This window comes from Deltaproteobacteria bacterium (genome assembly GCA_016210005.1).
In the GTDB taxonomy this organism is placed as follows: Bacteria; Desulfobacterota; Binatia; order HRBIN30; family JACQVA1; genus JACQVA1.
In genome coordinates this window covers 1-26,392 of record JACQVA010000135.1, presented here as the reverse complement: position 1 = coordinate 26,392, position 26,392 = coordinate 1, and the positions used below count along the sequence as shown (strand labels likewise).

Annotated in this window: 20 protein-coding genes; 18 read left to right on the top strand and 2 right to left on the bottom strand. The window is 65.7% G+C overall.

Features of this window, described 5'->3' with window-relative positions; genetic code table 11:
- The first annotated feature begins 10 nt into the window (after positions 1–10).
- From HY699_12770 to HY699_12695, 16 genes are all read left to right on the top strand, one after another.
- Positions 11–583 (top strand): isoprenylcysteine carboxylmethyltransferase family protein, encoded by a 573-nt coding sequence (locus tag HY699_12770; protein ID MBI4516677.1) that lies wholly within the window; start codon positions 11–13, stop codon positions 581–583.
- Between the two features lie 60 nt (positions 584–643).
- The gene (locus tag HY699_12765; protein ID MBI4516676.1) at positions 644–2,059 is read left to right on the top strand and encodes an FAD-dependent oxidoreductase; all 1,416 of its coding nucleotides are present in this window, start codon (positions 644–646) and stop codon (positions 2,057–2,059) included.
- Positions 2,060–2,203: 144 nt separating this feature from the next.
- Positions 2,204–3,610: a glycosyltransferase family 39 protein gene (locus tag HY699_12760; GenBank protein MBI4516675.1), complete on the top strand. Its 1,407-nt coding sequence runs from the start codon at positions 2,204–2,206 to the stop codon at positions 3,608–3,610.
- Complete coding sequence (locus HY699_12755) at positions 3,607–3,828, top strand: hypothetical protein (GenBank protein MBI4516674.1); 222 nt, start codon at positions 3,607–3,609, stop codon at positions 3,826–3,828. Before HY699_12760 ends, HY699_12755 begins: the two co-directional genes overlap by 4 nt.
- Positions 3,829–3,830: 2 nt before the next feature.
- Positions 3,831–5,660, top strand: coding sequence for an alkaline phosphatase family protein (locus tag HY699_12750; protein MBI4516673.1), 1,830 nt, complete (start codon positions 3,831–3,833; stop codon positions 5,658–5,660).
- Positions 5,657–7,123: an alkaline phosphatase family protein gene (locus HY699_12745; protein ID MBI4516672.1), complete on the top strand. Its 1,467-nt coding sequence runs from the start codon at positions 5,657–5,659 to the stop codon at positions 7,121–7,123. The genes HY699_12750 and HY699_12745 overlap by 4 nt, the downstream gene beginning before the upstream one ends.
- Positions 7,124–7,137: 14 nt before the next feature.
- On the top strand, positions 7,138–9,027 hold the full coding sequence (locus tag HY699_12740) for a sulfatase (protein MBI4516671.1): 1,890 nt from the start codon (positions 7,138–7,140) through the stop codon (positions 9,025–9,027).
- A gap of 25 nt (positions 9,028–9,052) precedes the next feature.
- Positions 9,053–11,242, top strand: coding sequence for an SBBP repeat-containing protein (locus HY699_12735; protein MBI4516670.1), 2,190 nt, complete (start codon positions 9,053–9,055; stop codon positions 11,240–11,242).
- A complete protein-coding gene (locus tag HY699_12730) occupies positions 11,211–12,650 on the top strand; it encodes a hypothetical protein (GenBank protein MBI4516669.1) in 1,440 nt (479 codons plus the stop codon). The genes HY699_12735 and HY699_12730 overlap by 32 nt, the downstream gene beginning before the upstream one ends.
- A 15-nt stretch (positions 12,651–12,665) precedes the next feature.
- Complete coding sequence (locus HY699_12725) at positions 12,666–14,552, top strand: sulfatase (protein ID MBI4516668.1); 1,887 nt, start codon at positions 12,666–12,668, stop codon at positions 14,550–14,552.
- Positions 14,552–16,207: a glycosyltransferase family 39 protein gene (locus HY699_12720; GenBank protein MBI4516667.1), complete on the top strand. Its 1,656-nt coding sequence runs from the start codon at positions 14,552–14,554 to the stop codon at positions 16,205–16,207. Before HY699_12725 ends, HY699_12720 begins: the two co-directional genes overlap by 1 nt.
- A gap of 330 nt (positions 16,208–16,537) precedes the next feature.
- Entirely contained in the window at positions 16,538–17,329 is a 792-nt protein-coding gene (locus tag HY699_12715) for a hypothetical protein (protein ID MBI4516666.1), read from the top strand.
- 141 nt (positions 17,330–17,470) lie between these two features.
- Positions 17,471–19,234: a sulfatase gene (locus tag HY699_12710; protein ID MBI4516665.1), complete on the top strand. Its 1,764-nt coding sequence runs from the start codon at positions 17,471–17,473 to the stop codon at positions 19,232–19,234.
- Positions 19,235–19,291: 57 nt separating this feature from the next.
- A complete protein-coding gene (locus HY699_12705) occupies positions 19,292–21,103 on the top strand; it encodes a hypothetical protein (GenBank protein MBI4516664.1) in 1,812 nt (603 codons plus the stop codon).
- Between the two features lie 24 nt (positions 21,104–21,127).
- Positions 21,128–22,963 carry an NAD(P)/FAD-dependent oxidoreductase gene (locus HY699_12700; protein MBI4516663.1) on the top strand — a complete coding sequence of 612 codons (1,836 nt, stop codon included), beginning with the start codon at positions 21,128–21,130 and terminating at the stop codon, positions 22,961–22,963.
- A 15-nt stretch (positions 22,964–22,978) separates the two neighbouring features.
- Positions 22,979–23,290, top strand: coding sequence for a hypothetical protein (locus tag HY699_12695; protein ID MBI4516662.1), 312 nt, complete (start codon positions 22,979–22,981; stop codon positions 23,288–23,290).
- Between the two features lie 301 nt (positions 23,291–23,591).
- Here the strand turns inward: HY699_12695 and HY699_12690 are convergent, their stop codons facing one another.
- Positions 23,592–24,767 carry a hypothetical protein gene (locus tag HY699_12690; GenBank protein ID MBI4516661.1) on the bottom strand — a complete coding sequence of 392 codons (1,176 nt, stop codon included), beginning with the start codon at positions 24,765–24,767 and terminating at the stop codon, positions 23,592–23,594.
- Between the two features lie 16 nt (positions 24,768–24,783).
- On the opposite strand from HY699_12690, the gene HY699_12685 reads away from it, so the two are divergent.
- Both HY699_12685 and HY699_12680 read left to right on the top strand, forming a co-directional pair.
- Positions 24,784–25,755, top strand: coding sequence for a hypothetical protein (locus tag HY699_12685; protein MBI4516660.1), 972 nt, complete (start codon positions 24,784–24,786; stop codon positions 25,753–25,755).
- Between the two features lie 168 nt (positions 25,756–25,923).
- The gene (locus HY699_12680) at positions 25,924–26,181 is read left to right on the top strand and encodes a hypothetical protein (GenBank protein ID MBI4516659.1); all 258 of its coding nucleotides are present in this window, start codon (positions 25,924–25,926) and stop codon (positions 26,179–26,181) included.
- Here the strand turns inward: HY699_12680 and HY699_12675 are convergent.
- A partial coding sequence (locus tag HY699_12675; protein ID MBI4516658.1) for a hypothetical protein occupies positions 26,182–26,392 on the bottom strand: 211 nt, incomplete at its 5' end.

The following is a 26,392-nucleotide window of genomic DNA, read 5'->3' as shown; positions in this document are numbered from 1 at the left end:
GGAGCCGGCGGTGCTGCTGCTGCGCCTCTACCTGCTCGCCGGTATGGTGGTCCACAAGGCCGTCTGGGAGGTACTCAAGCGCCGGTCCCACGGACCCGCGGCCCGGGCCGCACCGCCGGTCTCGCCATGGTTGCTGCTGGTGAAATCCGTGAAGGTGGCCATCCTCCTCGGCTTGCTGGCGCAAACCCTGTTGCCGGAGATTCTGCCGATCGCGACGGATGCAACTGGGCTGCGCGTCTTGGGCGTCTTGCTTTACAGCGTTGGGCTGGTCACCGCGATCGTGGCTCGCGTCCAGCTGGGAGATAACTGGTCCGACATCGAGGCGCCCCAGACGCTGCGCCAACAGCGCGTCATAGCGCGCGGTGTCTATCGCTACGCCCGCCACCCGATTTACGCCGGTGATCTGCTGTTGTTGTTGGGTTTGGAGTTGAGTTTGAATTCTTGGCTCGTGCTCGCTGTCGGCCTGCTGATTCCGGTGGTCGTCCGCCAAGCGCTGCGCGAGGAACGGATGCTGGCCGCGGCACTGCCCGGTTACCAGGATTACTGTGCTGCGACCAAACGATTTGTTCCCTTCCTGGTGTGAGTGGATCATGGTCAGGGTTCGCCCGCTCAGGTGGCGCCGCCGCCGCGCCGCTGACTGCACATGCCGCCCCGGATCATAATACTGGGCGGCGGACCGGCCGGTCTGGCCGCCGCCTGGCAGCTCCATCGCCGCGGCAAGGCGCGAGCGACGGTACTGGAGCAACGCGACGCTGTCGGCGGCAACGCCGGCAGCGTCGCGCTCGACGGGGTACCGGTCGACTACGGCAGCCACCGGCTGCACCCGGCTTGTCAAGCGGACATTTTTCGCGACCTCAGCGCGCTGCTCGGTCACGACTTGTTGGACCGGCCACGTCACGGCCGAGTCTACCTGCACGGCCGCTGGATCCATTTTCCGCTCAAGCCTCTCGACCTGATGTTCCACCTGCCCTGGTGGTTCAGCCTCGGGGTGGCAGGCGACGGGCTGCGCAAGGTGCTCGCCCGGCCGCAGCAACGCCACCGCGCCACCTTTGCCGGCGAACTGGAGCGCGGTCTGGGCGCTACCATCTGCCGCGATTTCTACTTTCCTTACGCCGTCAAGATTTGGGGACTGCCGGCGCAGGAACTATCCGCCACGCAGGCCCGCAAGCGGGTGGCGGCGGGCTCTCTCGCCGCCATGGTGCGCAAGCTGCTCGCGGCGGTGCCCGGCTTGAAACCGCCGGGCGCCGGGCGGTTCTTCTATCCCCGCCACGGCTTCGGCCAGATCAGCCAGGCGATTGCCAGCGCCGCCAGCGCGCTCGGCGCCGACATTCAATTGCGCACGACCGTGCGGCGCGTGATCCTCGGCCCACCGCTACGCCTCGAGCTGGAGCGCGATGGAGTTGCCGCTGTGATCGAAGCCGATCGGGTGTGGTCAACGATTCCAGTCACCGTGCTGGCCCGCCTGCTCGAGCCGGCGCCGCCGGCGGAGATACTAGCGGCCTGCGGCCGGATCAATTATCGGGCGATGGTGCTGATCTATCTCGTGCTCGCGCAGCCACAGTTCACGCCCTTTGACGCGCACTATTTTCCCGGACGCGACATCGCCTTGACGCGGCTGTCGGAGCCCAAGAACTACAGCGGCCGGCTCGATCCGGCCGACCGCACCATTCTCTGCGGCGAGCTGCCGTGTGCCGTCGGCGACGCGCTGTGGGCATCATCTGATGAAGCTCTGGGCGAGCTGGTATGCAACTCGCTGGCTCGCTGCGGGTTGCCCGTCAGTGCGCCGGTTCTGTCGGTGGTAACCAAACGTCTTCCCCAGGCGTATCCGATCTATCATCGCGACTACGAAGAGCCGTTGCAGCAATTGCACCGGTGGATTGGCGAGCTTGCCGGCGTACTCACCTTCGGGCGCCAAGGCCTGTTCGCGCACGACAACACCCACCACACTTTGGCCATGGCGTACGCGGCGGTGGAGTGCCTGCGGGACGACGGCCACTTCGACGCCAGACGTTGGGCCCAGTACCGGAGCGAGTTCGAGTCACACGTAGTTGAGGACTGACGCCACTGCTCGGGCCGGCGCCCTCGTAAGCCGTCCAGTCAGGATAGTAGCATCATGAAACACTTTGTATTCCCCGTCGCAGTGTCGCCTCCGCACGGGCCGGTTGGGCTTGACAGCTGCGCTTACGATCTACAGGGTCTTCCATTGACCAATCAGCCTTTACCGGAACAGGCTTGCGCGCCGGCGCGTTCGGCGGCGCTCGCCTGGCTACGGAGCGAGCCCGGGCTACTCTTGCTGCTGTTTACCTTCGCCGCAGTCGCACGACTGGTGGCGGCGATGCAGCTCGGTGGCGGATTTCACTTCGTCGACGAAACCGACTACTTCGACACCGCGCGGCGGATTCTCGCCGGTGGCGGCTTCGGCGCCACTTACAGCAGAGAGCCGGTCTTTCCTCTCTTCCTCAGCGCACTATCTGCGATTGCGCCGGGTAACGTGCTGGCCTTGCGCATGCTCCACGCCGTCGCCGCTGCACTGGGCACCGTGCTGATCTTCCGGCTAGGGCGACTCCTGTTTGGGACCACCGCCGCGGCCTTTGCCGCCCTGGTGTACGCCTTCGACCCGTTGCTGGTGGTCACCGGGGCGCTGTTCTACGCCGAGTCGCTCGCCGCCATGACACTGTTGGCCGCGCTGTTGGCGGCGCTCACCGCCTGGCGCAATGACCGGATCGGCTGGTCGCTGCTCGCCGGATTGCTGCTTGGAGTGGTGGCGCAGTTGCGGGCGGTGGCACTGGTCATTCCGCCGCTCTTCATCGCTTGGGCGGTGCTGGCAACTCCCCTGCCCGTTCGCCGGCGTCTGCTTCACGCCAGCGCGCTGGCGCTAGCGTTGCTGCTGGCTTTGCTGCCGTGGACCTATCGCAACTACCGTGTGCACGGCCGCCTCGTCACCATTTCTCGCAGCGCTCAGCAGAACACACCGAAAGCATGGCGTTCGTATGCCTGGAACAACGGCGTAGGCAGCTCGCTGCTGCGGCGCGCGTACGATGACCCGAGCGGGTTTGCCGATCGCACGCTGCGGCAATTCGGCTACTTCTGGGAGCTGCGGCCGACGCGGCTGGAAACCGACACGCAGTCCGGGCGTGACGCGCTCCACGCCAAGGATCGCCGCTTGCCGAGAGCGCCGAGCTTCAACACCGCGGTGCGCGACAACATCAGTGCGATCAGCTTTGGCGCCGAGCTGCTCCTGGCATTCGCCGGTCTAGCCGTGGCCTGGCGCCGGCGCTCCCCGGCGGTGCTGTTGCTGGTTGCCGTCCCGATCGGCTACGCCCTCGGGTACTCGCTCTTCTTTGCCAAGATGCGCTACCGGGTGATGGTGCTGCCGGAGCTGTTTCTGCTGACTGGCCTGGGCGCAGCCCTGGTGTGGGAGTTCTGGCGAGGAATGCTACCTGGTGGCTATTCCGCCCGCACCACCCCGCCCCCGGCGCCAAGCGACCGGCGCCCTCCAATTGGCGCCGTCACACCACCTCTGGAGCGCGTGGAGTACGGGCACGGAGCGTGGAACCGGGCACACGGCGTAACCCACGAGGTTGTTCGAAAGGAGGATCACACACAATGACACTGTTTACTCTCATGGTTCATCTGGACTCGGCTCGGTCCACCCTGCACGCGGTCGCACCGCTCTACATCGGGCCGGACCAGATGTTGCCGCTGACCTCGGCGGTGGGCGCCGCAATCGGGGTACTGCTGATAGTCTGGCAGCACGTGGTTGCGCTGGTGCGCAAGGGCTGGCGGTTGCTGGCCAAGGGGCTGTCGGGGCAAAGGAGCCGCGCGTAGGGATGAAGAAGGTCATCGTCATTGGCCTGGATGGCCTGGAGCCAAAGATTGCCGAGCCGATGCTAGCGGCCGGCGAGCTGCCGCATTTGGCGCGGCTGCAGGCCGCGGGTGGGTACGCACGCGTGGAGACAACCTATCCGGCGCAAACGCCGGTGGCGTGGTCGACCTTCGCCACCGGCACCAATCCCGGTGGCCACGGTATCTTCGACTTCGTGCGGCGCGATCCCAAGACCTACCTGCCCGACTTCTCGCTCAACCGCTATGAGCAGAAGAGCGCGTACCTGCCACCCAAAGCCGTCAATCTGCGCCGCGGCACGCCGCTGTGGGAGCTGCTCTCCGCCGCCGGCATCGCCAGCACGATCGTGCGCTTTCCGTGCACGTTTCCGCCGGACGCGATCCGTGGCCGTATGCTCTCCGGCATGGGCGTTCCTGACCTGCGTGGCGGCCTCGGCACCGCCACGTTGTACACCGCCGAGGAGCACACGCCGGCTGAGGAGAATGAGCACATCATCCCCGTTCGACCCGACGGCAGCGGTTGTGTGCGCACGTACATCATCGGCCCACGTGATCCGAAAACGCGCGCCGACTTCCGCTGCGACATAACCGTACAGGTCGAGCCCGCCGCCCGCCGGGTCGTGATTCGCTCCGAGGGACAACCCAAGGTGTTGGGAATCGGCGAAGGCGAGTGGAGTGACTGGCTGAGAGTGAAGTTCAAGACCGGCCTGCTGCAGTCGGTGCGCGGAATGGTCCGCTTCCATCTGGTGCACTGCGCCCCGGTGCTCGAATTGTACGCCAGTCCGGTCAACTTCGATCCCGAGGCGCCGATGTTCCCGATCAGCTCGCCGCCGGATTACGCGCGCGAGCTAGCGGCGCAGGTGGGCACGTTCTACACCACGGGCATGGTCGAGGATCACGGCGGGCTCAACAACGGCCGCTTCGGCGAGAGCGCGTACCTCGATCACTGCAACGCCGTGCTGCACGAGCGCGAGCGCATGCTCACCTACGAGCTGGATCGCTTCAGCAGCGGCCTCTTGTTCTGCCTGTTCGACACCCCCGACCGCGTTCAACACATGTTCTGGCGCTTTCGCAACGGCGCGGCCGCCGGCGCCGGAGCCGAGATGGCGCGGGTAATCGAGGAGCACTACCGCGCTTGCGATGCGGTCGTCGGTCGTGCGCTCGAACGCGCCGACGACGAGACACTATTCATAGTCCTGAGCGACCACGGCATGAACAGCTTTCAGCGCGGAGTCCATCTCAACACCTGGCTGCACGACCAAGGCCTATTGGCCTTGCGGTCCGGCGCGCGCGCCGGTGATCCGGGCGACTTCTTCCACCACGTGGATTGGGCGCGGACACGCGCTTACGCCCTGGGGCTAAGCGGGATCTACTTCAACTTGAAAGGACGAGAAGGACAGGGTGTGGTTGAGCCCGGCGATGCCGCTGCACTCGGGGCGAGCATTGCCAAGGGGTTAGCGGGCCTGCAAGATCCCGCGGGCGGAAGCCAAGCCATCCGCGCCGTGCTGACGCGAGCGCAGGTGTACCGCGGGCCGTACGCCGCCGAATCACCCGATCTGCTGGTCAACTTCGCCGCCGGCTACCGGGTGTCCTGGGCGACGGCGTTGGGCGGAATTCCCGCCGGACACTTCGAGCACAATCTCAAGAAGTGGGCCGGCGACCACATCATCGACCCGTGCCTGGTGCCGGGCGTGCTGCTGATGAACCGCGGTTTTCGCGGTGACGCGGCCCGCTTGCTCGACCTGGCGCCAACGATCCTGGCGGCCCTAGGCGTGCCCAAGGGGCCGGCGATGGAAGGAGTGTCACTGTTACAATGAAGGCTCTGGTCATCGGTCTCGACTGCGCTACTCCGGAGATCCTGTTTACGGACGAGCGCCTCACCAACCTGCGCCGTTTGATGGAGGCCGGTTGCTACGGCCGCCTGGAGAGCGTGATCCCGCCGATCACAGTGCCGGCGTGGATGTGCTTTGCCACCAGCCAGGACCCCGGCTCGCTCGGCGTTTACGGCTTCCGCAATCGCACCGATCATTCGTACGCGGGACTCGGCATCGCCAACGCCAAGTCGATCCAAGAGCTGACCGTCTGGGATCAGGTGGCGCGCGAGGGCAAGCGTGCCAACATCATCGGCGTGCCGCCCTCCTATCCGCCGCGCAAGATCAACGGCCTGTGCATCGGCTGCTTCCTCACCCCCGATCCGCAGCGCGATACCTACACCCATCCCGCCGCTGCCAAGGACGCAATTACGCAGCTCGTCGGTGACTATCCGGTGGACGTCAAAGGCTTCCGCACGGACAAGAAGGCGTGGCTCCGCGATGAGATCTTCGCCATGACCCGCAAGCACTTCGAGGTGGTACGCCACTTCCTGCGCCAGCCTGACTGGGACTATTTCCAATTTGTCGAGATCGGGCTGGACCGCATCCAGCACGGCTTCTGGAAGTTCCATGATCCCGAGCACGTGCTGCACGAACCCGGCAGCCCGTATGCCGAGGTCATTCGCGACTACTACGCCTATCTCGATCACGAGGTCGGCACGCTGCTGGAGTTACTCGATGAGGACACGCTCGTCCTGGTGCTCTCCGATCATGGCGCCCAGCGGCTCGACGGCGGCTTCTGTGTCAACGAATGGCTGGTGCGGGAGGGCCTGCTGGTACTCAATGAGTACCCGAAGACGGTGACCTCTTTCGGCGAGCTGAGCGTGAATTGGGACAAGACCAAAGTGTGGAGCGAGGGCGGCTACTACGCGCGCGTCTTTTTCAATGTCAGAGGGCGCGAGCCCCAGGGCATCATCGATCCGGCCGACTACGAGCGCTTTCGCGATGAGATCAAGGCGCAGCTCGCCGCCACGGTCGATGCCCACGGCCGCCACCTCGACACGCGCGTCTTCAAGCCCCAGGAGATCTACCGCACCGTACGCAACGTCGCGCCCGACCTGATCGTGCACTTCGGCGACCTCTACTGGCGCTCGATCGGCGGGGTCGGCTATCCCACACTGCACGTGCTGGAGAACGATACCGGTCCGGATGACTGCAATCACGCGCAGTTTGGTAGCTTCATACTGGCTGCGCCCAACAACCCGCTTCGGGGTGAACTCGCCGGTGCGCGCATCATCGATCTGGCACCGACCGTGCTCGAGTTGGCGGGTTACGACGTACCGAACTCGATGCAGGGCAAGTCGCTAGTGTCCGGGCAGTCTCTGCGAGCTCAGGCTGACAGCGGCTACGGAGCGGACGCCGAGGCCGTGGTTCGTGAACGCTTGCGCGGCCTCGGTTACATCTCGTGACAATGCTGAAGTCGATGGCTGCCACCGGGTCGGACACAGCCGTAGGCGCCGTGTTCCGCCGCGGCGACGTATTACGCCTGGCCGCCTGCGGCGCGTTGGCCGGCGGGTTTGTCGAAGGCCTCGTCTTCTGCGGCATTCGTTTGGTGCCGGACTGGCTCACCTGGGAGATGCGCCAGTTCAACGTGTCGGCGGATATCCTGTGGGTTGCACCGTGGATCTACCTCATTCCCTTCCTGCTGGTGGGAGTGCTGTGGGCGGGCACCGCTAGCTGGTGGATGCGCCTGCCGCTGCTGCGTCGCACTGATCTGGCTACCGTGTCGCTTGTGCTCTTCGGCTGGCTCGCCTTCTTGCCGGTGATTCATGTCACCGGTCGCATTCGGCCCTATGCCTCGTGCCTGTTGGCTCTGGGCTTAGCGGCACAACTGGCGCGCTGGTGCCGGCGGGCGGAGCCGGCCCGGCTGCGCCGGCTGCTCGGGGCGGGTTGTTACGGCTTCGGGCTTATCACCGCGGGTATTGCGGCAACAACGGCAGTGTGGAGCGGCGTACGCGAGGCGAGCCAACTGCGCCATCTGGCCCGGCCGGGCCGCAACTCGCCGAATGTCTTGCTCATCGTGCTCGACACGCTGCGAGCAGATCATCTGTCCGGCTATGGCTACCGGCGCCAGACAACCCGGAACCTCGATGCGCTGGCACAGAAGGGCGTGGTCTTCGAGAACGCCTTTGCGCCCTCTTCGTGGACCGTGCCGAGCCACGCCTCTCTGGTGACGGGTCGTCTCGTGCACGAGCATGGCGCCGACGCACAGCGGCCGGTTCTGAGCAAGCGCTATCCGACGCTTGCCGAAGTCATGGCGGCGCACGGCTATGGCACCGCGGCATTCTCCGCCAACACCTGGTGGCTAACCCGCAACAGCGGTTTCGACCGGGGCTTTCACCACTTCGAGGACTACTTCTGCTCCGTGACCGATATGATTGCGCGCACGGTCTACGGCAAGCTGGCTGCCGGCAAGCTGCTGCCGCGGTTGGGCTACCGGGACCGTTTTGGGCGAAAGCGTGCCGGCGACATCAATCGCGCCTTCCTGCGTTGGCTCGATGCGCGCCAGGTGAAGCCGTTTTTCGTTCTGTTGAACTACGTCGAAACCCACGCGCCCTACGTTTCGCCCAGCGCTTTTCACACCCGCTTCATGGATCCACAGCAGCGCGCCCGCGAGCCTTCGTTCACCTTCGTGCCGCCGAATTCACCCGACGGCTCGGCCGACACCGTTTCGTTGCTGGCCGCGGGCTACGACGGTTCGCTGGCGTTTCTCGATGCCGAACTGCAGCACCTGTTCGACCAGCTGCGTCTTCGCGGCCTACTCGACGACACCCTCGTCGTGCTGACCTCCGACCACGGCGAGTCGCTTGGTGATCACGGACTGTTCCAACACGGTAACAGCCTCTACCGCGAGCAAATTCGCGTGCCTTTGATTGTCAGCTTTCCGCAGCTAGTACCCGCTCCCGTGCGAATCGCAGCCCCGGTCAGCCTGCGGGACATCCCCGTGACGGTTACTTCGCTGTTGTTTCCGGGCGAACCCTCCGTCTTTCCGGGCCGATCGCTTGCAGAGCTGTGGAGTAGTCCGACCGGCGGGGCCGATCGCGAGCACGAGCCGATTGTTTCGGAGATTGCCGCCCGCGACGGTGTGCCGCGCGCGTGGCCCAACAGCCGCCGATGGGTCCGGTCGCTGGTGACGGCCGAGTGGCATTTGATTCGGCGGCAAGACGGCAAGACCGAACTCTACCGTCTCACCGCCGATCCAGCCGAAACTCACAACTTGGCCGATACACCCAGCGGCCGGGTGACGTCGGCCCAGCTCGGGGCCAGACTCGAGGCGATTCTCTCGGTCCCTGATTCGGACCATCCGGCTTAGTCTGTTCGGGCTCACCTGCCGGCGCATGCGTATCAATGTGTTTGCTCGCTTACTACGAGTGTCGCTCCTCGCTGTAGTGGCGGCCCTGCTTCAGAGCCAGCCTGCACTCGGCCTTACCGGCGATACCAACTGCGACGGCCGGCTGACTGCGGCCGACTTAGCCATACTGCTCGAACTGCCCTTCACCGGCAGCAGCTGCGCGAGCGCGGACGTCAACGGGGATGGGCGGATTTCAGCGGGCGACTTGCCGCTCGAAATCCAGCTCCTGCGGCCGCCGCCGACCGCCTCCCCCACCATGACGCCAACAACGTCGGCAGTGCCGAGCGCATCTCGGACCGCCAGCCCAACGCCGTCGCGGGCGCCGTCTCCAACCGCGTCGCCGGTGCCCCCAGCAACCGCCACCGCGACACCGTCGCGAACGCCAAGCAGCCAGCCGACACCTTCGCCGACACCAAGTGCAACGGCGTCGCTGACGCCTTCAACCGCCCCTTCCGCGTCGCCAACTGCTGCCTCCAGCGCGACGCGCACTGCAACCACGACAACCTCGCCGACCTCGAGTGCGACACCGTCGCTGACACGCTCAGCCACGCCCTCGGCATCTCCGAGCGCGACGTCCAGCAAGACACGCACGGCAACCATGACGGTAACCAGCACGCCAACACCGAGCGCCACGCCGTCCCGCACGCCTTCGGCCACGCCTTCTGCGTCGCCTGCTGCAACGGCCACGCATACTACAACTGCGACTGCCACCGGCGCAGCCACCATTGTGCCGGTGCTCGACTTCGCTTCGTACCTCGGCGGCAGCGGCTACGATCAGGCGCGCGACGTCGTCACCGACAGTGCCGGCAATATCTATGTCACCGGCGGTACCGACTCGGCGGACTTTCTGACCACGGCTGGCGCCTACGACCGCACCGCAAACGGCAACGTCGACGTATTCGTGATCAAGCTCGATCCCACCGGCCAGAGCATCATCTGGTCCACCCTGCTTGGCGGCCCCAACTACGACCGCGCCTACGCGATCGAGTTGGACAGTGCCAACAACGTGATCGTGGGCGGGCGCGCGGGCGCCGGCTTCCCAACCACCTCCGGCGTGGTGCAAAAGGTTTTTGCCGGCGATACCGATCCCGAGTCGCTCTATGGGCTCCAGGACGGTTTCCTCGCCAAGCTTTCGGCCGACGGCACGCAGCTCCTCTGGGCTACGTACTGGGGCACCGGCGATCGCGGCATCGTCCGGGATTTCGCCGTCGACGCCGCCGACAACGTTTATCCGGCATCGAGCATCGAAGCCGGCCACAGCTCGCAGCACATCACCGCGGGGACCTTTCACACGACGCCTGCGGGAGGCCGCGACGGACTAGTCGCGAAGCTCAACGCCACCGCCGGCGCGGTCCTGTGGTGCACATACATTGGCGGCACCGGCAACGAGACCGGCACGCCCAGCATTCGCGCCGACGACACCGGGGTCTACTATCTGGCCCACAGCATCTCGACCGACGCCTTGACCACGGCCGGCGCCTACGACCGCAGCGCGAACGGCGGTACGGACATGTACGTAGCCAAGCTGGCGCCAAACGGGGCCAGCCTGCTGTGGGCCACTTATCTCGGCGGCGCGGCGAACGAGTTCACCGAAACTCACGGCCTGGCGGTCGACGGGCAACACAATGTTTATGTGGCCGCGACCACGCTGTCGGCCAACTTCCCGACGACACCGGGTGTCTTGCAACCACACTACGGCGGCTCCGGTGGCGCAGGCACGGGTCAGGGCACGAACTACCCGGGCGATGGGTTTGTCGCCAAGCTCTCCTCTGGCGGCACCCAGCTCATGGCCAGCACTTATCTCGGCGGCACGCTCGGCGAGGGGGTTGAGGGCGTGAGCGTGGGAGCGGACGGCAGCGTCTACGTCTCGGGAGCGACTTTCTCCAGCAACTTTCCGGCAACGGCGGACGCCGCTCAGCCGAGCAACCACGGCAGCGGCGACATGTTCGCCGCCCGGCTGTCAGCCGACTTCACGCAGATCCTCTACGCGACCTATGCCGGCGGCAGCGCGCTCGATTACGCGCGCAGCTCCATCTTCGACGGCGCGACTCGCTTCGTCATCCTCGGCGAAACCGAAGCCACCAACTTCCCCACCCACAGCGCCCGTTTTCCGGCGTATCGCGGCGGCAGCCAAGATGCTTTCATTGTGGACATTCGCGTTGCCGGCAGCTTCTGACAGCGGCCAGACCGGCAGGGCATCACGGCGCCCCGCCGCACCCGCGATCGCCGTCCGCTTGGCGCTCGCCGCGCTGTGCCTCCTCGCCATGGTCGTACTCGCCCGCCAGCTGGCGGTTCCCGATGATCCGTCCGCGGTCGTTCTTCGACGCTACTCACCCTCGGCGTTCATGTACCTATTGGCCGCGTCGTACGCGCTCGGCTGGGGCGTGTACTGCGCGCTGGCCCGGCAACCACTGCGCAAGCAGCTGATGAACTGCGGGCTGGCCACCGGCGCCCTGGGCTTAACGCTTGGCGTCCTGGAGATACCGGCGCTCGTCGGTCTTGCCGACTACCGGCTCTTGCTCGCCCCCGCCGGTGCGGCGACTTTTGGCGGCGTGCGCAAGGCCTGGGAAGACCCAAGAAATCGCTTCGACCGAGAGTTGATGTACACGCGGCGTCCAGGCTATCGGATCGCGGGTGAGACCACCGGCGACCTAGTCTACTGGCTCGGCATCGCCGCACCTCGCCGCTATCAGGTCGACGTGCGCTACGATCGCAACGGCTTCCGCAACGAGCGCGAGATCAAGCAGGCAGCGATGGTGCTGATCGGCGACTCATTCTTGGAAGCCGGGCTAGTGGCGGAAGCTGCTTTGGTGTCCAGCCGCTTACGCCAGCTGTTGGGCGTTGAGGTCGCCAATCTCGGCCTTTCCGGCTACGGCCCGCAGCAGGAGCTGCTAGTGCTCCGGCGTTACGGCCTGCCGCTGCGCCCGCAAGTGGCGGTGTGGTTCTTCTTCGAGGGTAACGACCTGCTGGACGTGGAGCGTTACCGCCAGTTTGCCCGGCACTCGGCGGAGTACGTTCAGGAGCTGGACCGCTTCGCCAACCGCTCGTTCACCAAACAAACGATCTTGGCGCTCGGGCGGTTGACAACATCAAACGGCATCAGCGACGGTGCCGAGGCGCAGAGGCGCTCCTGCCGCTTGCGCCACCCCTACGACGAAGAAGCACGCACGCTTTACTTCGGCTTTGCGGCTGCGCCGCTGTCGCCGGCTGAACTGGCAAGCCTGGAGATAGCCCAGCACCAACTGCTGGAGGCGCAACGGCTGTCGGCGGCCAGCGGGACGACTTTGCTCCTCGCCTATGTGCCGACGAAGTTTCGCGTCTACGGCGAGTTGTGCGATTTCGCCGAGGACGCCTATCCGCGCGCGTGGACCTTGAACGATTTGCCGGTGCGGCTCGAAGGTTGGGCTCGCGCCAATGACATCGCCTACGTCGATCTGACCGCGCCCCTCAAGCAAGCCGCCGCCAACGGAGCACTGACCTACTTTGCCGACGACGGGCATTGGAGCGCGACCGGCCACGAGGTAGTCGCCAAGACCATCGCCGGCACCATCGCCACGCAGGTGGCGCTGAAGTCGCCCCAGTAGTCGGCACGCATACCCATGAACGTTACCTCTTCACCTGCGCAACCCGGGCAATCAACGCCGCCGGCGCCATCATTTGCGCTGATCGTAACGGTCGCCGCATCGTTCGGCTTGATCTGCGGGCTCGCGGAAGCCCTCATCTATTGGGGGCTGAGCATCGTTCCCGACCCGTTGGGATGGAGGAACGATCTGCTGCCGGAAATTCTCTGGATCGCCCCGGCAGTCAACTCCCTGCTGTTCGCCGCAGTCGGCGGCCTCACTGCGGCAGCGAGCCGCCTCTGCCGGCTCACCCGTGCCGCTCTTCCCGTTTACTACGCACTGTTTGGCGCCGGCGCGATTTACGCTCCTTTGGCGGCCATGGGACGATTGCGGCCGCTCACCTGCGTACTACTGGCTACGGGTGTGAGCGTTCAGCTCTACCGCTATACCCGCACGCACCACCGCGCTCCAATGCTGCTTCGCCGAGCGCTGGCGGCCGCTGCACTCGGCGTGCTGCTGGGCGGCAGCTGGAGCACGCTGGCAAGTCGAGGCCTTGGCATCGCGGGTACGACGCCGGCGGCGCCGCGCGCCGAACCGCCCAATATCCTGCTTGTCGTCTTGGACACGCTGCGAGCCGATCACGTCTCCGCGTACGGCTACGAGCGGCTGACGACGCCCCATCTCGACTCCTTGGCCCGTCAGGGCGCGTTGTTCGAGCGCGCCTTTGCCAGCGACTCGTGGACGCTGCCGTCCCACGCCTCGATCATGACCGGCCGCTACACCCACGAGCATCGCGCCGGCGGCAGCCCGCTGGGCGGCCGGTACCCAACACTGGCCGAATACCTATCGGGCCAGGGCTACGCCACCGCCGGCTTTGTCGCCAACAACTATTACTGCAGCGCCCGCAGCGGCCTGGCGCGCGGCTTCACCACTTACGAGGACCACTTCGAGAGCGCCGGCGACATGGTCGTGCACACAGTCTATGGCAAGTTGCTGGGGCAAGCGCTGCCTTGGCTGGGGTACTATGACATCCCCGGGCGCAAGCGGGCGCTAGCCGTCAACCGCGAGTTCTGGCGCTGGCTCGACAGCCGGCGGCCGGCGCCCTTCTTTGCGTTTCTGAACTACCTCGACGTTCACGACCCCTATCTGGCCCCTGCGCCATATGACCGGCGTTTCTCCGATTACCCCTGCCGCGGCGACCGGGTCAATTCCGAACTGTTTCCCCGCGATTTCACCGGCGGACGGCAGCTGTCTCCCGCCGAAGTGCAAGCGGAAATCGACGGCTACGACGGCTCGCTCAGCTACCTCGACAGCGCCGTCGGCGCGCTGATCGCGGAACTCGATCGGCGCGGCCTCGGCGAGCGCACGCTGGTCATCGTGACCTCGGACCACGGCGAGTCGTTCGGTAACCATGGCCTGTTTGGCCACGGTAACAGCATGTATCGTGACCTGATCCATGTGCCGCTCGTAATCCGCTATCCCGCGAAGGTGCCGCCGGGCGCTCGCTTGCCGCACGCGGTCAGTCTGCAAGCTCTGCCGGCAACGGTGGTCGACCTCGCCGGCGTCGGAGCCGGCGCCCCCTTTCCCGGCCACTCGCTGGCCGCAGCCTGGATGCACGGAGGCGGCGATGGAGCAGCGGCTGCCTTTGCCGTTTCCGAGTCACTCCCGGGCATCGTGCCCAATCCCGCCTATCCGCTGGGGCGGCGCGGCGCCATCAAGTCGATCACCACCTCGGAGTGGCAACTCCTGCTTCACGAGGAGGGCACCATCGAGCTGTTTCGCGACAGTGATGAGCAGCAAGCCCACAACCTTGCCGGCGCGCCGGAGCACCGCCAGGTCGTAAGCGAACTCGGCACTCGCCTGGCGGCGCTGATTGCTCCCCGTGATTGGAAGCCCTTTGCTGGGCTGCTGCAAGCGTACCAGTAATGCGCCCTACCCGCACCGCCGGCGACGCTTACCGATCACTGCCGGGGATGACCTATTACGCCGGGGCCGGCTTGGTGCTGCTGGCTTATGCGTGGCACTGCTACGCCGTCAACTACGTTGCCGACGATAGTTTCATCACTTTTCGTTACGTGAAGCACTTCGTGGCCGGACAGGGCATCGTGTACAACCCGGGCGAGCGGGTCGAAGGTTACACCAACTTCCTGTGGCTGCTGCTGTTGAGCGGCTTCGCCTGGATGGTACCGGCCGGCGATCTGCTGTTGGCAGCACAGATTCTCGGCGTAGCCTGTGGGGCGGCGGTAATCCTGCTGCTGCTGCTCGCCTCTCGGCACTTGCACCGGCAAGCGGGGCCTTTTGCTCTGGTCGCCGGCGCCCTACTCGCCTTCAACGCCTCGTTCTGCGCCTGGTCCACCGGCGGCTTGGAAACCACGCTGTTCGCTCTCCTGGTCTTCGGCAGTGTCTATGCCTACGCCACCGCCTTGGAGTCTGGCCGGAATCTTACCGGGGCCGGCATGCTCTTCGCCCTCGCCGCGCTGACTCGGCCCGAGGGAGTGTTGTTATATGCGGTTGCGTCCGCTCACTTGCTGTGGACGACGGTTCGTGGTGGCAAACAGCAGACGAGCGCGCGGCTGCTCGCCTGGGCTTTGGGCTTCGCGGCGATCTACGCGCCCTATTACGTGTGGCGGCTCAGCTACTACGGCTATCCGTTCCCCAACACGTTTTACGCCAAAGTCGGTAGCGGCTTCGAGCAGTATCGGCGCGGGGCGCGCTATCTCGTCGATTACCTCAAGTGGGACGGTGCCCTGGTGCTGCCGTTTCTGCTCGTCCTGCTATTGCAGCGCAAGCGGCCCCATCTGGTCAACGTCTGTCTGGCGGTCGTCGCCGCGCAGTTTACCTACATCGTGTACGTGGGTGGTGACGGGCTGGCGTTCTTCCGCTTCGTCGCTTGCGTTGGCCCGCTGCTCTGCTTGCTGGCACAAGAGGGGTTCACGGGCGCTTACGGGCGCTGCGCCGCCCGCGTGCGCCCCGCACATGGGCGCTGGTTGCGGTGGGCGGCCACCGGCCTGTTGGCCGTAGCGCTTTCATTCGAGGCCCGCCAGACGCTGGGTGTGGTGCTGTTTCCAGCCGCGCACCGCTGGTACGAGCCGCAATCGGGGCTGACCTTCCCGGGCACGGGTAGTGATCACCGCTACCTCTGGTTTGACAACTACTTCGTCGACCGCCTCAAGATTGCGGCGCAGTGGCTGGAAACCCACGCACCGCCGGGCGCCGTAATCGCGGCCACACCGGCGGGCGCTATCGGTTATCACACCACCCACAACGTCATCGACATGCTCGGCCTCAACGACGTCCACATCGCCCACCGGCAGCCGGCGAACGTGGGCGCAGGCCGCGCCGGCCACGAAAAGGGCGACGGCGCTTACGTCCTGGCGCGCAGCCCAGACTACATCCTGCTCGGGAACGTCGCGGTGTTGCCGCACCCGATTGCCGATGGCGAGATGGCGGGAAAGCTGGTCCAGCGCTCCGAGCGTGAAATCTGGGCGGCCGCCGACTTCCACCAGCGTTACGAACGCGTGAGCGTTCAACTTGGCGACAGCGGGGCCTTCCGCTTTTTCACCTTCTACCGGCGGCGCTGACCGGTTCACCCCGCCAGCACAATGACCGGCAGTGAGTTATGCTTGCCGGCGAGAAATATTTCTCGATCAACGGAGACAGGTTTACGCCCTACCGCGATAGTGCGCGTGCTGCCGTGGCATATAGCAGGGCATGCCAGTTGCTGATCGTAGCTCTACGCCTCGGCTTCGGGCGGGTATCCTCGCTCTGGCCCGCGCGACTCAGGGCGATTCTCCCCCGGCCGTCGCCGATCGAGACGGGGCCGGCATGTTCACAACCCAGCACTTAGGCGCATCTCGCGCCCGCCAGTTCGTTAGGGGATCACCATAACAGCAGAGGAAAGGAGAAAGATCATGAAAAGCATCAGTTACACGGCCCTAGTGGGGATCGCAGGCATTGCTGCGGTGGCGATGTTGCGCCCTAACCCGCTGTCGGCGCAGACGGCTTCGTGCTGCCGCAATGCTGACTGCGACGACGGCAATCACTGCACCTCGGATTACTGCGCGCCGGCGCCGGGCGGTGGGCGGCCGTCGTGTGAGGCGGAGGTGATGGGCATCTGTAAACACGGCCCCCGCATTGGCTGGGAGTGCAACGACGGCAATCCCTGTACCGCCAAGGATCAGTGCACCAAGAATTTGACCTGTGTCGGGACACCGAAGAACTGCGATGATCATAACCTGTGCACCAACGATTCGTGCGATGCCGGCAGCGGCGCCTGCATCAATGCGCCGAATACCGTCGCCTGCGACGACGGCGACCAGTGCACCAACCCCGACGCCTGCAGCGCGGGGCAGTGTGTGGGCCAGCTTAATCCCGCCAAGTGCCTCGATCACTTCAAGTGTTACAACGTGGACACGCAAGAAGGCTTGCGCAGCACCGTAACCCTGGTCGACCAGTTCGAGACCAAGACCACGCACGTCTTCCGGCCGCTGCTCATCTGCAACCCGGTCGACAAGAACGGCGAGGGCCTCCTGCATCCGCAGGCACACCTCGAGTGTTACTACATCCGCGACGCTTCCGGGCAGCCGCCGTTCATACCGCAGCAGTTGGCAGTCAGTAACCAATTCGGGCAAGAAACCGAGCTGGCGACAGGCCCGAACGTGCTCTGCGTCCCCTCGGTGAAGCGGATCCTGCAGTTGCCGTAACGGCGAACTCCGACAGCCAGCCCCGACTTGCGCCGCTTTGCGCTCGCGGCTCGTTCTTTACCGGCCGCTTGCCTGAGGCCGGGGCTGGCTCGCGCCGGCACAGAGCCGGCATCAAACGTGTCTCCGAGTAACCCCACCCGAATGTTTCTGCTCGCCATCTGGTTCGGCCTCGTCACCGGGCTGGTGGAAGGCGGAATAAAGACCACGCTGCGGGGAGTGCCCGGGTTTGTCTTCTTGAACTCGGCGGACATTCTGTGGGTGGCACCGGCCGTCAACGTCTTGCTGTTTCTCGCGGTGGCGCTCGCGGGCGCCCTCGTCAGCCGGCTGCTGCCGGCGCCCGCGACCGTAGCGCAGGCAGGGGGGTTGTTCGCCTGGCTGAGCCTCTGCGGGCTGCTCTGGGCCCTCGGCAAGTTGAGCCCTTGGGCGGCGTTGCTGTTGAGTCTGGGGCTCGCCATCCAATGCGGGCGTTGGCTACGCCGCCGAGAAGAGCGATTCGTGCAGCTGGTGGCCAATAGCACCGCGGTGTTGCTGTTGGCGGCGCTGGTCGCGGGGAGTTTTGGCGCAGGCTGGGATGGTTGGCGTGAACGCCAGGCGCTGGCGGCACTACCGGAGTCGGGCGCGCACCCACCCAATCTGCTCCTAATCACGCTCGACACCTTGCGCGCCGACCATCTCTCGTCCTATGGCCATGCGCGGCTTACTACCCCGAACCTCGATCAGCTAGCCGCCACCGGCGTCGCATTCGATCGCGCGATCGCGAACTCACCGTGGACGCTGCCGTCGCACGCGACGTTGCTCACCGGCCGTCTACCGTACGAGCACAAGGCGGACTGGCTCAGCGCGCTCGACGGTGCCTATCCGACTTTGACCGAAGTTCTCGCAGCTCGCGGCTACGTCACCGCCGCCTTTGCCGCCAACACCACGTACGTCACCCCGGAGTGGGGCCTGGGCCGGGGGTTCACGCACTTCGAGGTGTACAGCAACTCGCTCAGCGATCAGGTTACCCGCACCGCCTACGGCAAGAAGCTGGCTCTCACGCTGCTGCCCCGCTTCGGCTACTTCGACATTCCAGGGCGCAAGCGGGCGGCAGACCTCAACCGCCAGTTTTTGCGTTGGCTCGACGGCGTCGGCTCGCGGCCATTTTTTGCCTTACTCAATTACCTCGACGTCCACGACCCATATCTGCCGCCGCCCGAGAGCGCGCCGCCGTTCTCGAGCGAGCTTTCGCGGGGAGACCTGATCAACTTCCAGTTTCAGCCGACGGTGTTCCGCCGCAAAGCCACCCTGAGCGAGCGAGAAGTCGAGATGGAGGTAGCGGCTTACGATGCCTGCCTCGCCTACCTCGATGCGCAACTGGGGGCTCTGTTTGCCGAGTTGGCGGCGCGCGGGCAGCTCCACAACACGCTGGTGATCGTAACCTCGGATCACGGCGAATCATTCGGCAATCATGACTTGTTCGGCCATGGTAACAGCCTGTACAGCGAAACCCTTCACGTGCCGCTGATCATGGCGTGGCCGGGGCGACTACCGGCTGGCCGGCGAGTCGCGCAAGTTGCCAGCCTCCATCACGTCGCGGCCACTGCGTTGGATCTGCTGGGTCTGGGCGCGCCGTTGCCGGGAACCTCGCTGGCCGGCCTGTGGGCGGGCGCGGCCGCGACTGCCGCCACCCCGGTTTTCTCGGAAGTCAATCCCGGTCGCTTCGCAGATGGTTTGCCGCACTATCCCACCGCCAAGGGTGCGCTACGTTCACTGGTAACCGACCAATGGCACCTCATCCGTTCGGAATCCGGGGCCACCGAACTCTACGACTGGGGTAGCGATCGCGCCGAGACGCACAACCTGGCCGGTACGCCCGCGGGCCAGGCCGTCATTCGTGATCTGGAACGTCACTTCCCTCAGGGCTAGGGCCACGGCTTTTTCCGCTTTCTAGAGCAGCGCACCTGCTCTCGCGCACACTCTCCCATGAGCGTACAGTCGATCGAACACCACGGCAGCATCGACGGGCAATTGCTGTTGTCGCGGGCGGCAACGCAGCGAGCAGCCTGGTCGTTCTGGTTGCCCACGCTGGCAGCAGCGGCCGCCTGCATGCTGCTGATCTGGGCCCTGCACCGCAACAGCCCTCGCACCTTGGTGTCGTTTCACGGGTTGTTACACGCCGCCATCGCCGAGCGTTTTCTCATTGCCGATCCGGTCTTTCCACCGGAGAACCCGTTCTACGCCGGGCGTCCGGTTTGCTATTATTGGTTCTTTCAGTTTCTCGCCGCACAGCTGGCGTGGCTCTGCGGCTGGAACATGTTTCAAGCATTGGAAGCAGTCATCCTAGTGGCAGCGGGCGCTCTGTGCGTCATCGCCGCCGGCTTCGGCCGCAGGCTGTTCGGCCATACCGCTGCCGGACTATTGCTAGCTTTCCTCGTGCTGGCAGGCACGAACCCCGCCGGCTTCGTTTTCGCCGCGATCAAAGTGGCGCTCCAGGGCACCGAGCGGCTGCAAGACGATCTCGGCCACATGTGGGGCGTGGTACATCCGGTCTACTCCCTGATCCGCTACAATGACATCGGCGGGCTCTACGGCCCGTTGCTCAACTTCTTTCTCAACCTCACCTCGCGCCCCGCGGCGCTGGTCACGCTGTTACTGTCGCTCACTGCACTCGAATGGTCCTTGCACACCCGGCGCGCCGCGGCCTGGTCCGCCCTCGCTTGTACCAGCGCGCTGACGACCGCCTTCAGCCCAATCGTCGGCATTGCCGCCGGCGGAGCACTGGTGGTGGCCTGCGGCGCTTTGTCGCTGCGCGCCCACGGCGTCGGACCGGCACGTTGGCACCCCTATCCTCAGTCGCCGTCGCTGCTGGCGGCGAGTGTGCTGATAGCGCTGGGAACCGCGGCTGCCTTTCCCACTTACTACCACCTCTTTCTCGGCCCCAGCAGCAACCAGATGCGGTTCTGGCTGCTCTCGAGCGAGGGGCTGAAGCATCTGCTCACGGCGACCACGAGCGTGGCAGTGCTTGTGGGCCTGGCCCTGTTGGGAATGCGCAACGCGGGCGCAACACAGCGGCCGTTCCTACTCATACTACTTCTCGCCGCCTTCATGCTGCTGCTGGCTGACGTTGCGGTGGTGTTGCCGGTATGGAACCAGTCGAACTTCTTTCACGCGGCCGTCGTCATGCTGGCCGTACCGGCCGCAGCCAGCATCGTGCGCCCCGGGCCAGCGGGCCGGCCCTCTACTCTCAACGCCCGCAGGGCGGTAGTTATTGTACTGCTCTTTTTGCCCACCGTGGCACTGCTGCTGAGCGCCTATATCAACCGGCCGCCCTTGCCGCTGGCATTTGCCGGCACTTCTCTGCAGCGACTGCCGCAGGACTCCGAGCTGGCGCGCTTGTACGCCTGGGCGCGCCGGGACACGGAACCCGACGCGATCTTTGTGCTCGACCCGCGTCCGCCCCAGATCGCGATGTGCGGCAACACCGCCGAGTTTCCGGCTCTGAGCGGGCGAGTCATGTTCACCGAGAACCGCCGCCACTACATGGTGGAACCCTACCCGGACTCCGCTGCTCGCACCGCTCTTGCCATCACACTGGTTTCGGGACTCGCCCCCAGCGCCGCCGAGCGCTCTGCTCTGGCCGCGCTGCGACGGCCGCTTTACGTCGTTTACCGCGCCGCCGGCGACGTCAGCCTCGCTGATCAATTCCAGCGGCATTACGGCGAACCCGTATTTAGCGCGGGAAACATCCTTGTCTTTCAGCTTACGAAGTTCCTCACGGCTAGCTCCGCCAGCTAGCGATCATTTCGTACGAGGTTTCCAATGGCACACACCGTGATTATCGGGGCCGGCCCAGCCGGGCTGACTGCCGCGTACGAATTGTCCAAGCTGGGCATGCACAGCACCATCCTGGAAGCCGACTCACAAGTGGGCGGCCTGTCGCGCACCGTTGACTACCGTGGCTATCGCTTCGACATCGGCGGTCATCGCTTCTTCTCCAAAGTGCCGCTGATCAACGAGTTGTGGCACGAAATCCTGGGCGAAGCCTTCCTGCTCCGGCCACGTTTGTCGCGCATCCACTATCGCGGCCACTTCTTCGACTATCCGCTCAGGCCGCTCAACGCCCTCGCCGGCCTCGGCCCGATCGAGGCCCTGTTGGTGGGCTTGAGCTACACCCACGCCAAGTTGTTTCCGCATCCGCAAGAAACCAACTTCGAGCAATGGGTCTCCAACCGTTTCGGCTATCGCCTCTACGAGATCTTCTTCAAGACCTATACCGAGAAAGTCTGGGGCATCCCCTGCACCGAGATCTCCGCCGACTGGGCCACCCAGCGAATCAAGAACCTGTCGCTGAGCGAGGCCGTGCGCAACGCGTTGTTCCAACAGAACCGCACCAAGGACGGCCAGCTCATCACCACCCTGATCGACGAATTTTACTATCCCCGCTTCGGCCCCGGGATGATGTGGGACCGTTGTGAGCAGCTGGTGGCGCGCGCCGGCAGCGAAACCATGCGCGGCGTCCGCGTCGAGCGCATCCGCCACCGGCACGGGCGGGTGGAGTGCGTTTACGGGCGCACCGCCGGCGGCGAGCCCGTCGAGTTCGGTGGCGACCACCTGATTTCCACGATGGCCATTCGCGAGTTGATCAACGCGCTCGATCCGGCGCCGCCTGCGGCGGTGGTGCTCGCCGCCAACGAGCTGCGCTACCGCGACTATCTCACGGTCGTGCTGATAGTGAAGCGCGAGCAAATGTTTCCCGACAACTGGATCTACGTGCACTCTCCCGAGGTGCGCTTGGGGCGCATCCAGAACTACAAGAACTGGAGCCCGGATATGGTGCCTCACCCTTCGCGCACCTCCCTGGGATTGGAGTATTTCCTGTGGGACAAAGACCCGGAGTGGACGTGGTCACGCGAGCAATTGATGGATCTCGGCATCCGCGACTGCGTTACCATCGGGCTCGTTAATCCGAGCGAGGTGGAGGACGCAACCGTGGTACGCATGACCAAGGCCTATCCCGTCTACGATCAATCATACGAGGCCAACCTGGCCACCGTTCGCAACTACCTCACGGGCATCACCAACCTGCAACTGATCGGGCGCAACGGCCAGCACCGCTACAACAACCAGGATCACTCGATGCTCACCGGCGTGTACGCCGCGCGCAACCTGGCGGGCGCCAACTACGACATCTGGTCGGTCAACACCGAGATGGAGTACCATGAGGAGACGGTAACCGCGAGCGCACGGCGCGCCGATCGTCTGGTGCCAGCGCCGGTACAACCGCCGCCTAGCGGTGCACCGCCGATGTCGCCCGAGGAGATGATCGAGGCGGCCTTCGCGCGGCTCGACCCGGTGGCCTTGGGCGGAGCCGTTGGGCTGGTTGCCGGAGTCGGCCTGTTCTTGGCCACGGCCTTCTTGCTGCTCAAAGGCGGGCCGGTGGTCGGCCCCAACCTGCGCCTACTCGGCCAGTTCTTCCTCGGTTTCAGTGTCACCTGGAGCGGCGCGGTTATCGGTGCGCTCGAAGCCGGCGCCGGCGGCTTCGCCCTCGGCTACCTCATCGCCGGGTTGCGCAACCTCGGCTTCACGGCGTATGCGTATCTGGTGCGGCGGCGAGCGGCGTTAGAGGCGCAACGCAATTTGCTCGACCAAGTGTGACGGAGGCGAAGCGAGATGAGCGGCGCGAAAACAAAGGGCGACTTCGAGATCAGCCGAGCCGTGACCCGCATCCACGCCGGAGTCCTGGCCTTGATTTTCGGCGTGCTCGGCGGCTTGGGGCTCTTTGTCATGACGGTCTGGCTGTTGCTTAAGGGCGGCCCGCACGTCGGCGCGCACTTGCAGCTGCTCAGCCAGTACCTCTACGGCTATCGCGTCACCTGGCTCGGCAGCATCATCGGTTTGGCTTACGGCCTGCTGCTCGGCGGCGCCATCGGCTGGCTGATCGGCAACATCTACAACCGCATCGTCGGATTTCGCCTCTCGTAATCGCACCGCCCAGGTTCAACCCTCCCCACCCGTGAGTGCGGGCTGAAGCGACCCAACGCTCGCCCCGCCCGCCAGGCGCGCCCGCGCCCGGCGCCACTCACGCACCACCAGTATTCGAGCACCACAGCAATCCGGGCGGAGCTTTGTCCGCTCCGCGGGCCGGCTAAGAGCCTAGCCCTAAACCCTATAACGCTATGACGTTCAGACTTCAGACCGTACCGCGGTGAGCGCAAGCCCATAGCCTGCGCCCTCGGCGAGCCCCCCAGTCGCCTGTCCGCCCTGGTCTTGGGATACCTACGCACTACGGCGCGGCGGCGATGTTGCCGATCAGCACCTCGCGCTCAGCGCCGGCGGCGCTGGGCGCCGAGCCCACCTGCGCGACGACGGTGCCACCGCTGTCGAGGTCGAACACCTGTACCGGCGCGCTCGGGTCGGCTTGCGCCACCGCCAACACGTTGTGACTGAGGTCGGGCATCAGCGCTCCTACCGCGAGATGCGCTCGCAGGCTGCTGGCACGCGATTGCGGATCCGGCAACTCGAGCAGCTGCTGAGCGCCGCCGCTGGCCAGGCTCAAGACGCGAATCGTCCCGCCTGTGCTGCCCTGGCCCACGATCAACTCGGCGCCCGGCTGTGAGGCGATTACGTCGGCCACCCACACCTCCACCCCGGCCGGGGCCTCCCCCGGCGCAAACGCCTGGACTTCGAGCGCGGGCGTCTGCGCCGAAGAAGCAAAGATACGAACCAACCCGTCCCCGCGGGTACCGTCGTCGGCAACTATGATCTCGTCGCCGGGCTGCTGCGGCAACACGTCCCCGACTGCCAGGCGGTCGGCCGAGCGCCGCGGCGTCTGAGCGAACGCCGCAATTCGCCCTAGCCGTACCGCTCTATGCTGTTGCACGCCCCACAAGTGCACCCAGCCGTGCGCGTCACCGGTGACGATCTCCTTCACGGCGGCGCCGTGGTCCGGCCTGACGTCACCGAGGACAAAGGCCACCGGCCGGCGTACAGCTGCTCGTGACGAAAAGGCACGGAACGTGGCAAGGAGATGCATCCCGCCGCCCGCCAGGCCGCCGAATACGCGTACTCTGCTGGCACGCCGCCGGCGGCCATCGTCGCCGACGACGATCTCGTCGCCGGGCTGCGATGCATCAACATCGGCGACCGCCAGATTGCTGCTGCCCGAGAGGGCCGAGCCCTCAAAGGCCGCAAACTGGCCGAGACGCTGCGCCGGCTGCGCCGGGCCGATGCGATAGACCTCGACGCGATCGCAGGCCGCGCCCGCCGCCGCGCCGGCTTCACCCACGATCAGCTCGCGATCCCCGTCGCCGTCGACATCTCCGATCGCCGCCTGCGGCGCACTGCCGCCTGAGGTGCTGTCGCTGAAGACGGCGAGATCTTGGACGCGACGGTCTCCCCCGTCGCTGGCACCAAGCAGGTGAGCGTCTGCAGCCTCCACCGGCAGATAGTAGACGGACACACCGTAGCCGCTGGCATTGCGCCGAGTGATCGCCAGCGGCCCACCATGGCGCCGCGGCGTCGAGGTGGCCGAGGCACTGGGCGTCGGGCTCGGGGTTATTGTGGCGGCAGCCGTAGAGGTCGCGCTGGGCGGTACGACAAACGTGAAGGTCGCGCTCGGGCTGGGGGTCGCGCTGGCCCTCAGGGTGGCCGTGGCGGTCGGCGTCGCCGTCGCGGTGGATGTCGCGGTCGCGGTGGGAGTTGCTGACGCGGTGGGAGTTGGCGTTGCGCTCCTGCTTGGGCTTGGCGAGGCGGTGTCGGCTGCGGTTGGGGTGGCGGTCACGGTTGGGGTGGCGGTAGCGGTTGCCGTGGCAGTCACGGTTGCGGTGACAGACCAAGACGGCGTAGCGGTACTCGATGCCGTCGGAGTTCGCGTTGCAGTCGCACTAGCGCTTGCCGTAGCGCTGGCGGTCACCGTCGCCGTGGCGGTCACCGTCGCGGTGGCTGTGCTGGTTACGGTTGCCGTTGTCGAGGGAGTCCGCGTGGCGGTGATTGTCTGCGTCGCTGTCGGTGTCTTGGACGGCGTCGGCGTCGTGGTTGCGGTGGCCGTGGCAGTTGCGGTCGCGGTTCGCGTCGGGCGGTCGGTGGGACGCGACGGCACGGTAACCGTTGCTGACCGCGTGGCAGTCGCCGCCAGCGTTGCGCTGGGTGTGCTGCTAGCTGTGGCGGTCACCGCGTCAGTCGCGGTTGCAGTCGCTCTCGCGGTTTGCGTAGTAGTGGCGGTCCAAGCTGGTGTCGCTGTACTCGACGCACTCGGCGTCACGCTGGCGGTTGCCTTGGGCGTAATCGTCGCGCTCGGCGCCGGCGTGTCGGTGGCAACCGGCGTGGGGCTGATGGTCGCCGGCGGCGGGGCCGTCTCGGTCGCAGTTGCGGGCACCGTTGCCGTTTCGGTGGCCGTAGCGGTCCACGTCGCGGTTGCGCTGGGCGTGGCAGTGGTGGTGCTAGTGTAACTAGGCGTTGGCGTTGCGGTCGCGGTGCGGGTCAACGTCGTCGTGCGAGATGCGGTTGAAGTCGAAGCCGCAGTCGCGGTCGCCGTAGGTGCCGGCACGTTGGTCGACTGCGCAGTCGGCGACCGGCTCGGCGTTGCACTGTGAGATGGCGTCACGGTTGGCGTTACCGTGGAACTCCGCGATGCCGTTGATGAGGCAGTGGCCGTTGTCGTGCGGGTGCCGGTGCCGGTCGGACTCGGGGTTGCCGTCAAGGTTGGGGGCGATGACCAGGTTGGCGTCATGCTCGAGGTTGGCGTGAAGGTAGCCGTCGGCGTCGGGGTTCGCGTCCAGCTGGCTGTGGGCGTCAGACTCGGAGTTCGCGTTGCGGTTGCAGACACCGTGGCGGTGGCAGTTGCGCTAGGCGTGGCAGTGGCGGTGCTAGTGTGACTAGGCGTTGGCGTTGCGGTCGCGGTGCGGGTGAACGTCGTCGTGCTCGATGCGGTTGAAGTCGAAGCCGCGGTCGCGGTTGCCGTAGGTGCCGGCATGTTGGTCGACTGCGCAGTTGGCGACCGGCTCGGCGTTGCACTGTGAGATGGCGTCACGGTTGGCGTTACCGTGGAACTCCGCGATGCCGTTGATGAGGCAGTGGGCGTTGTCG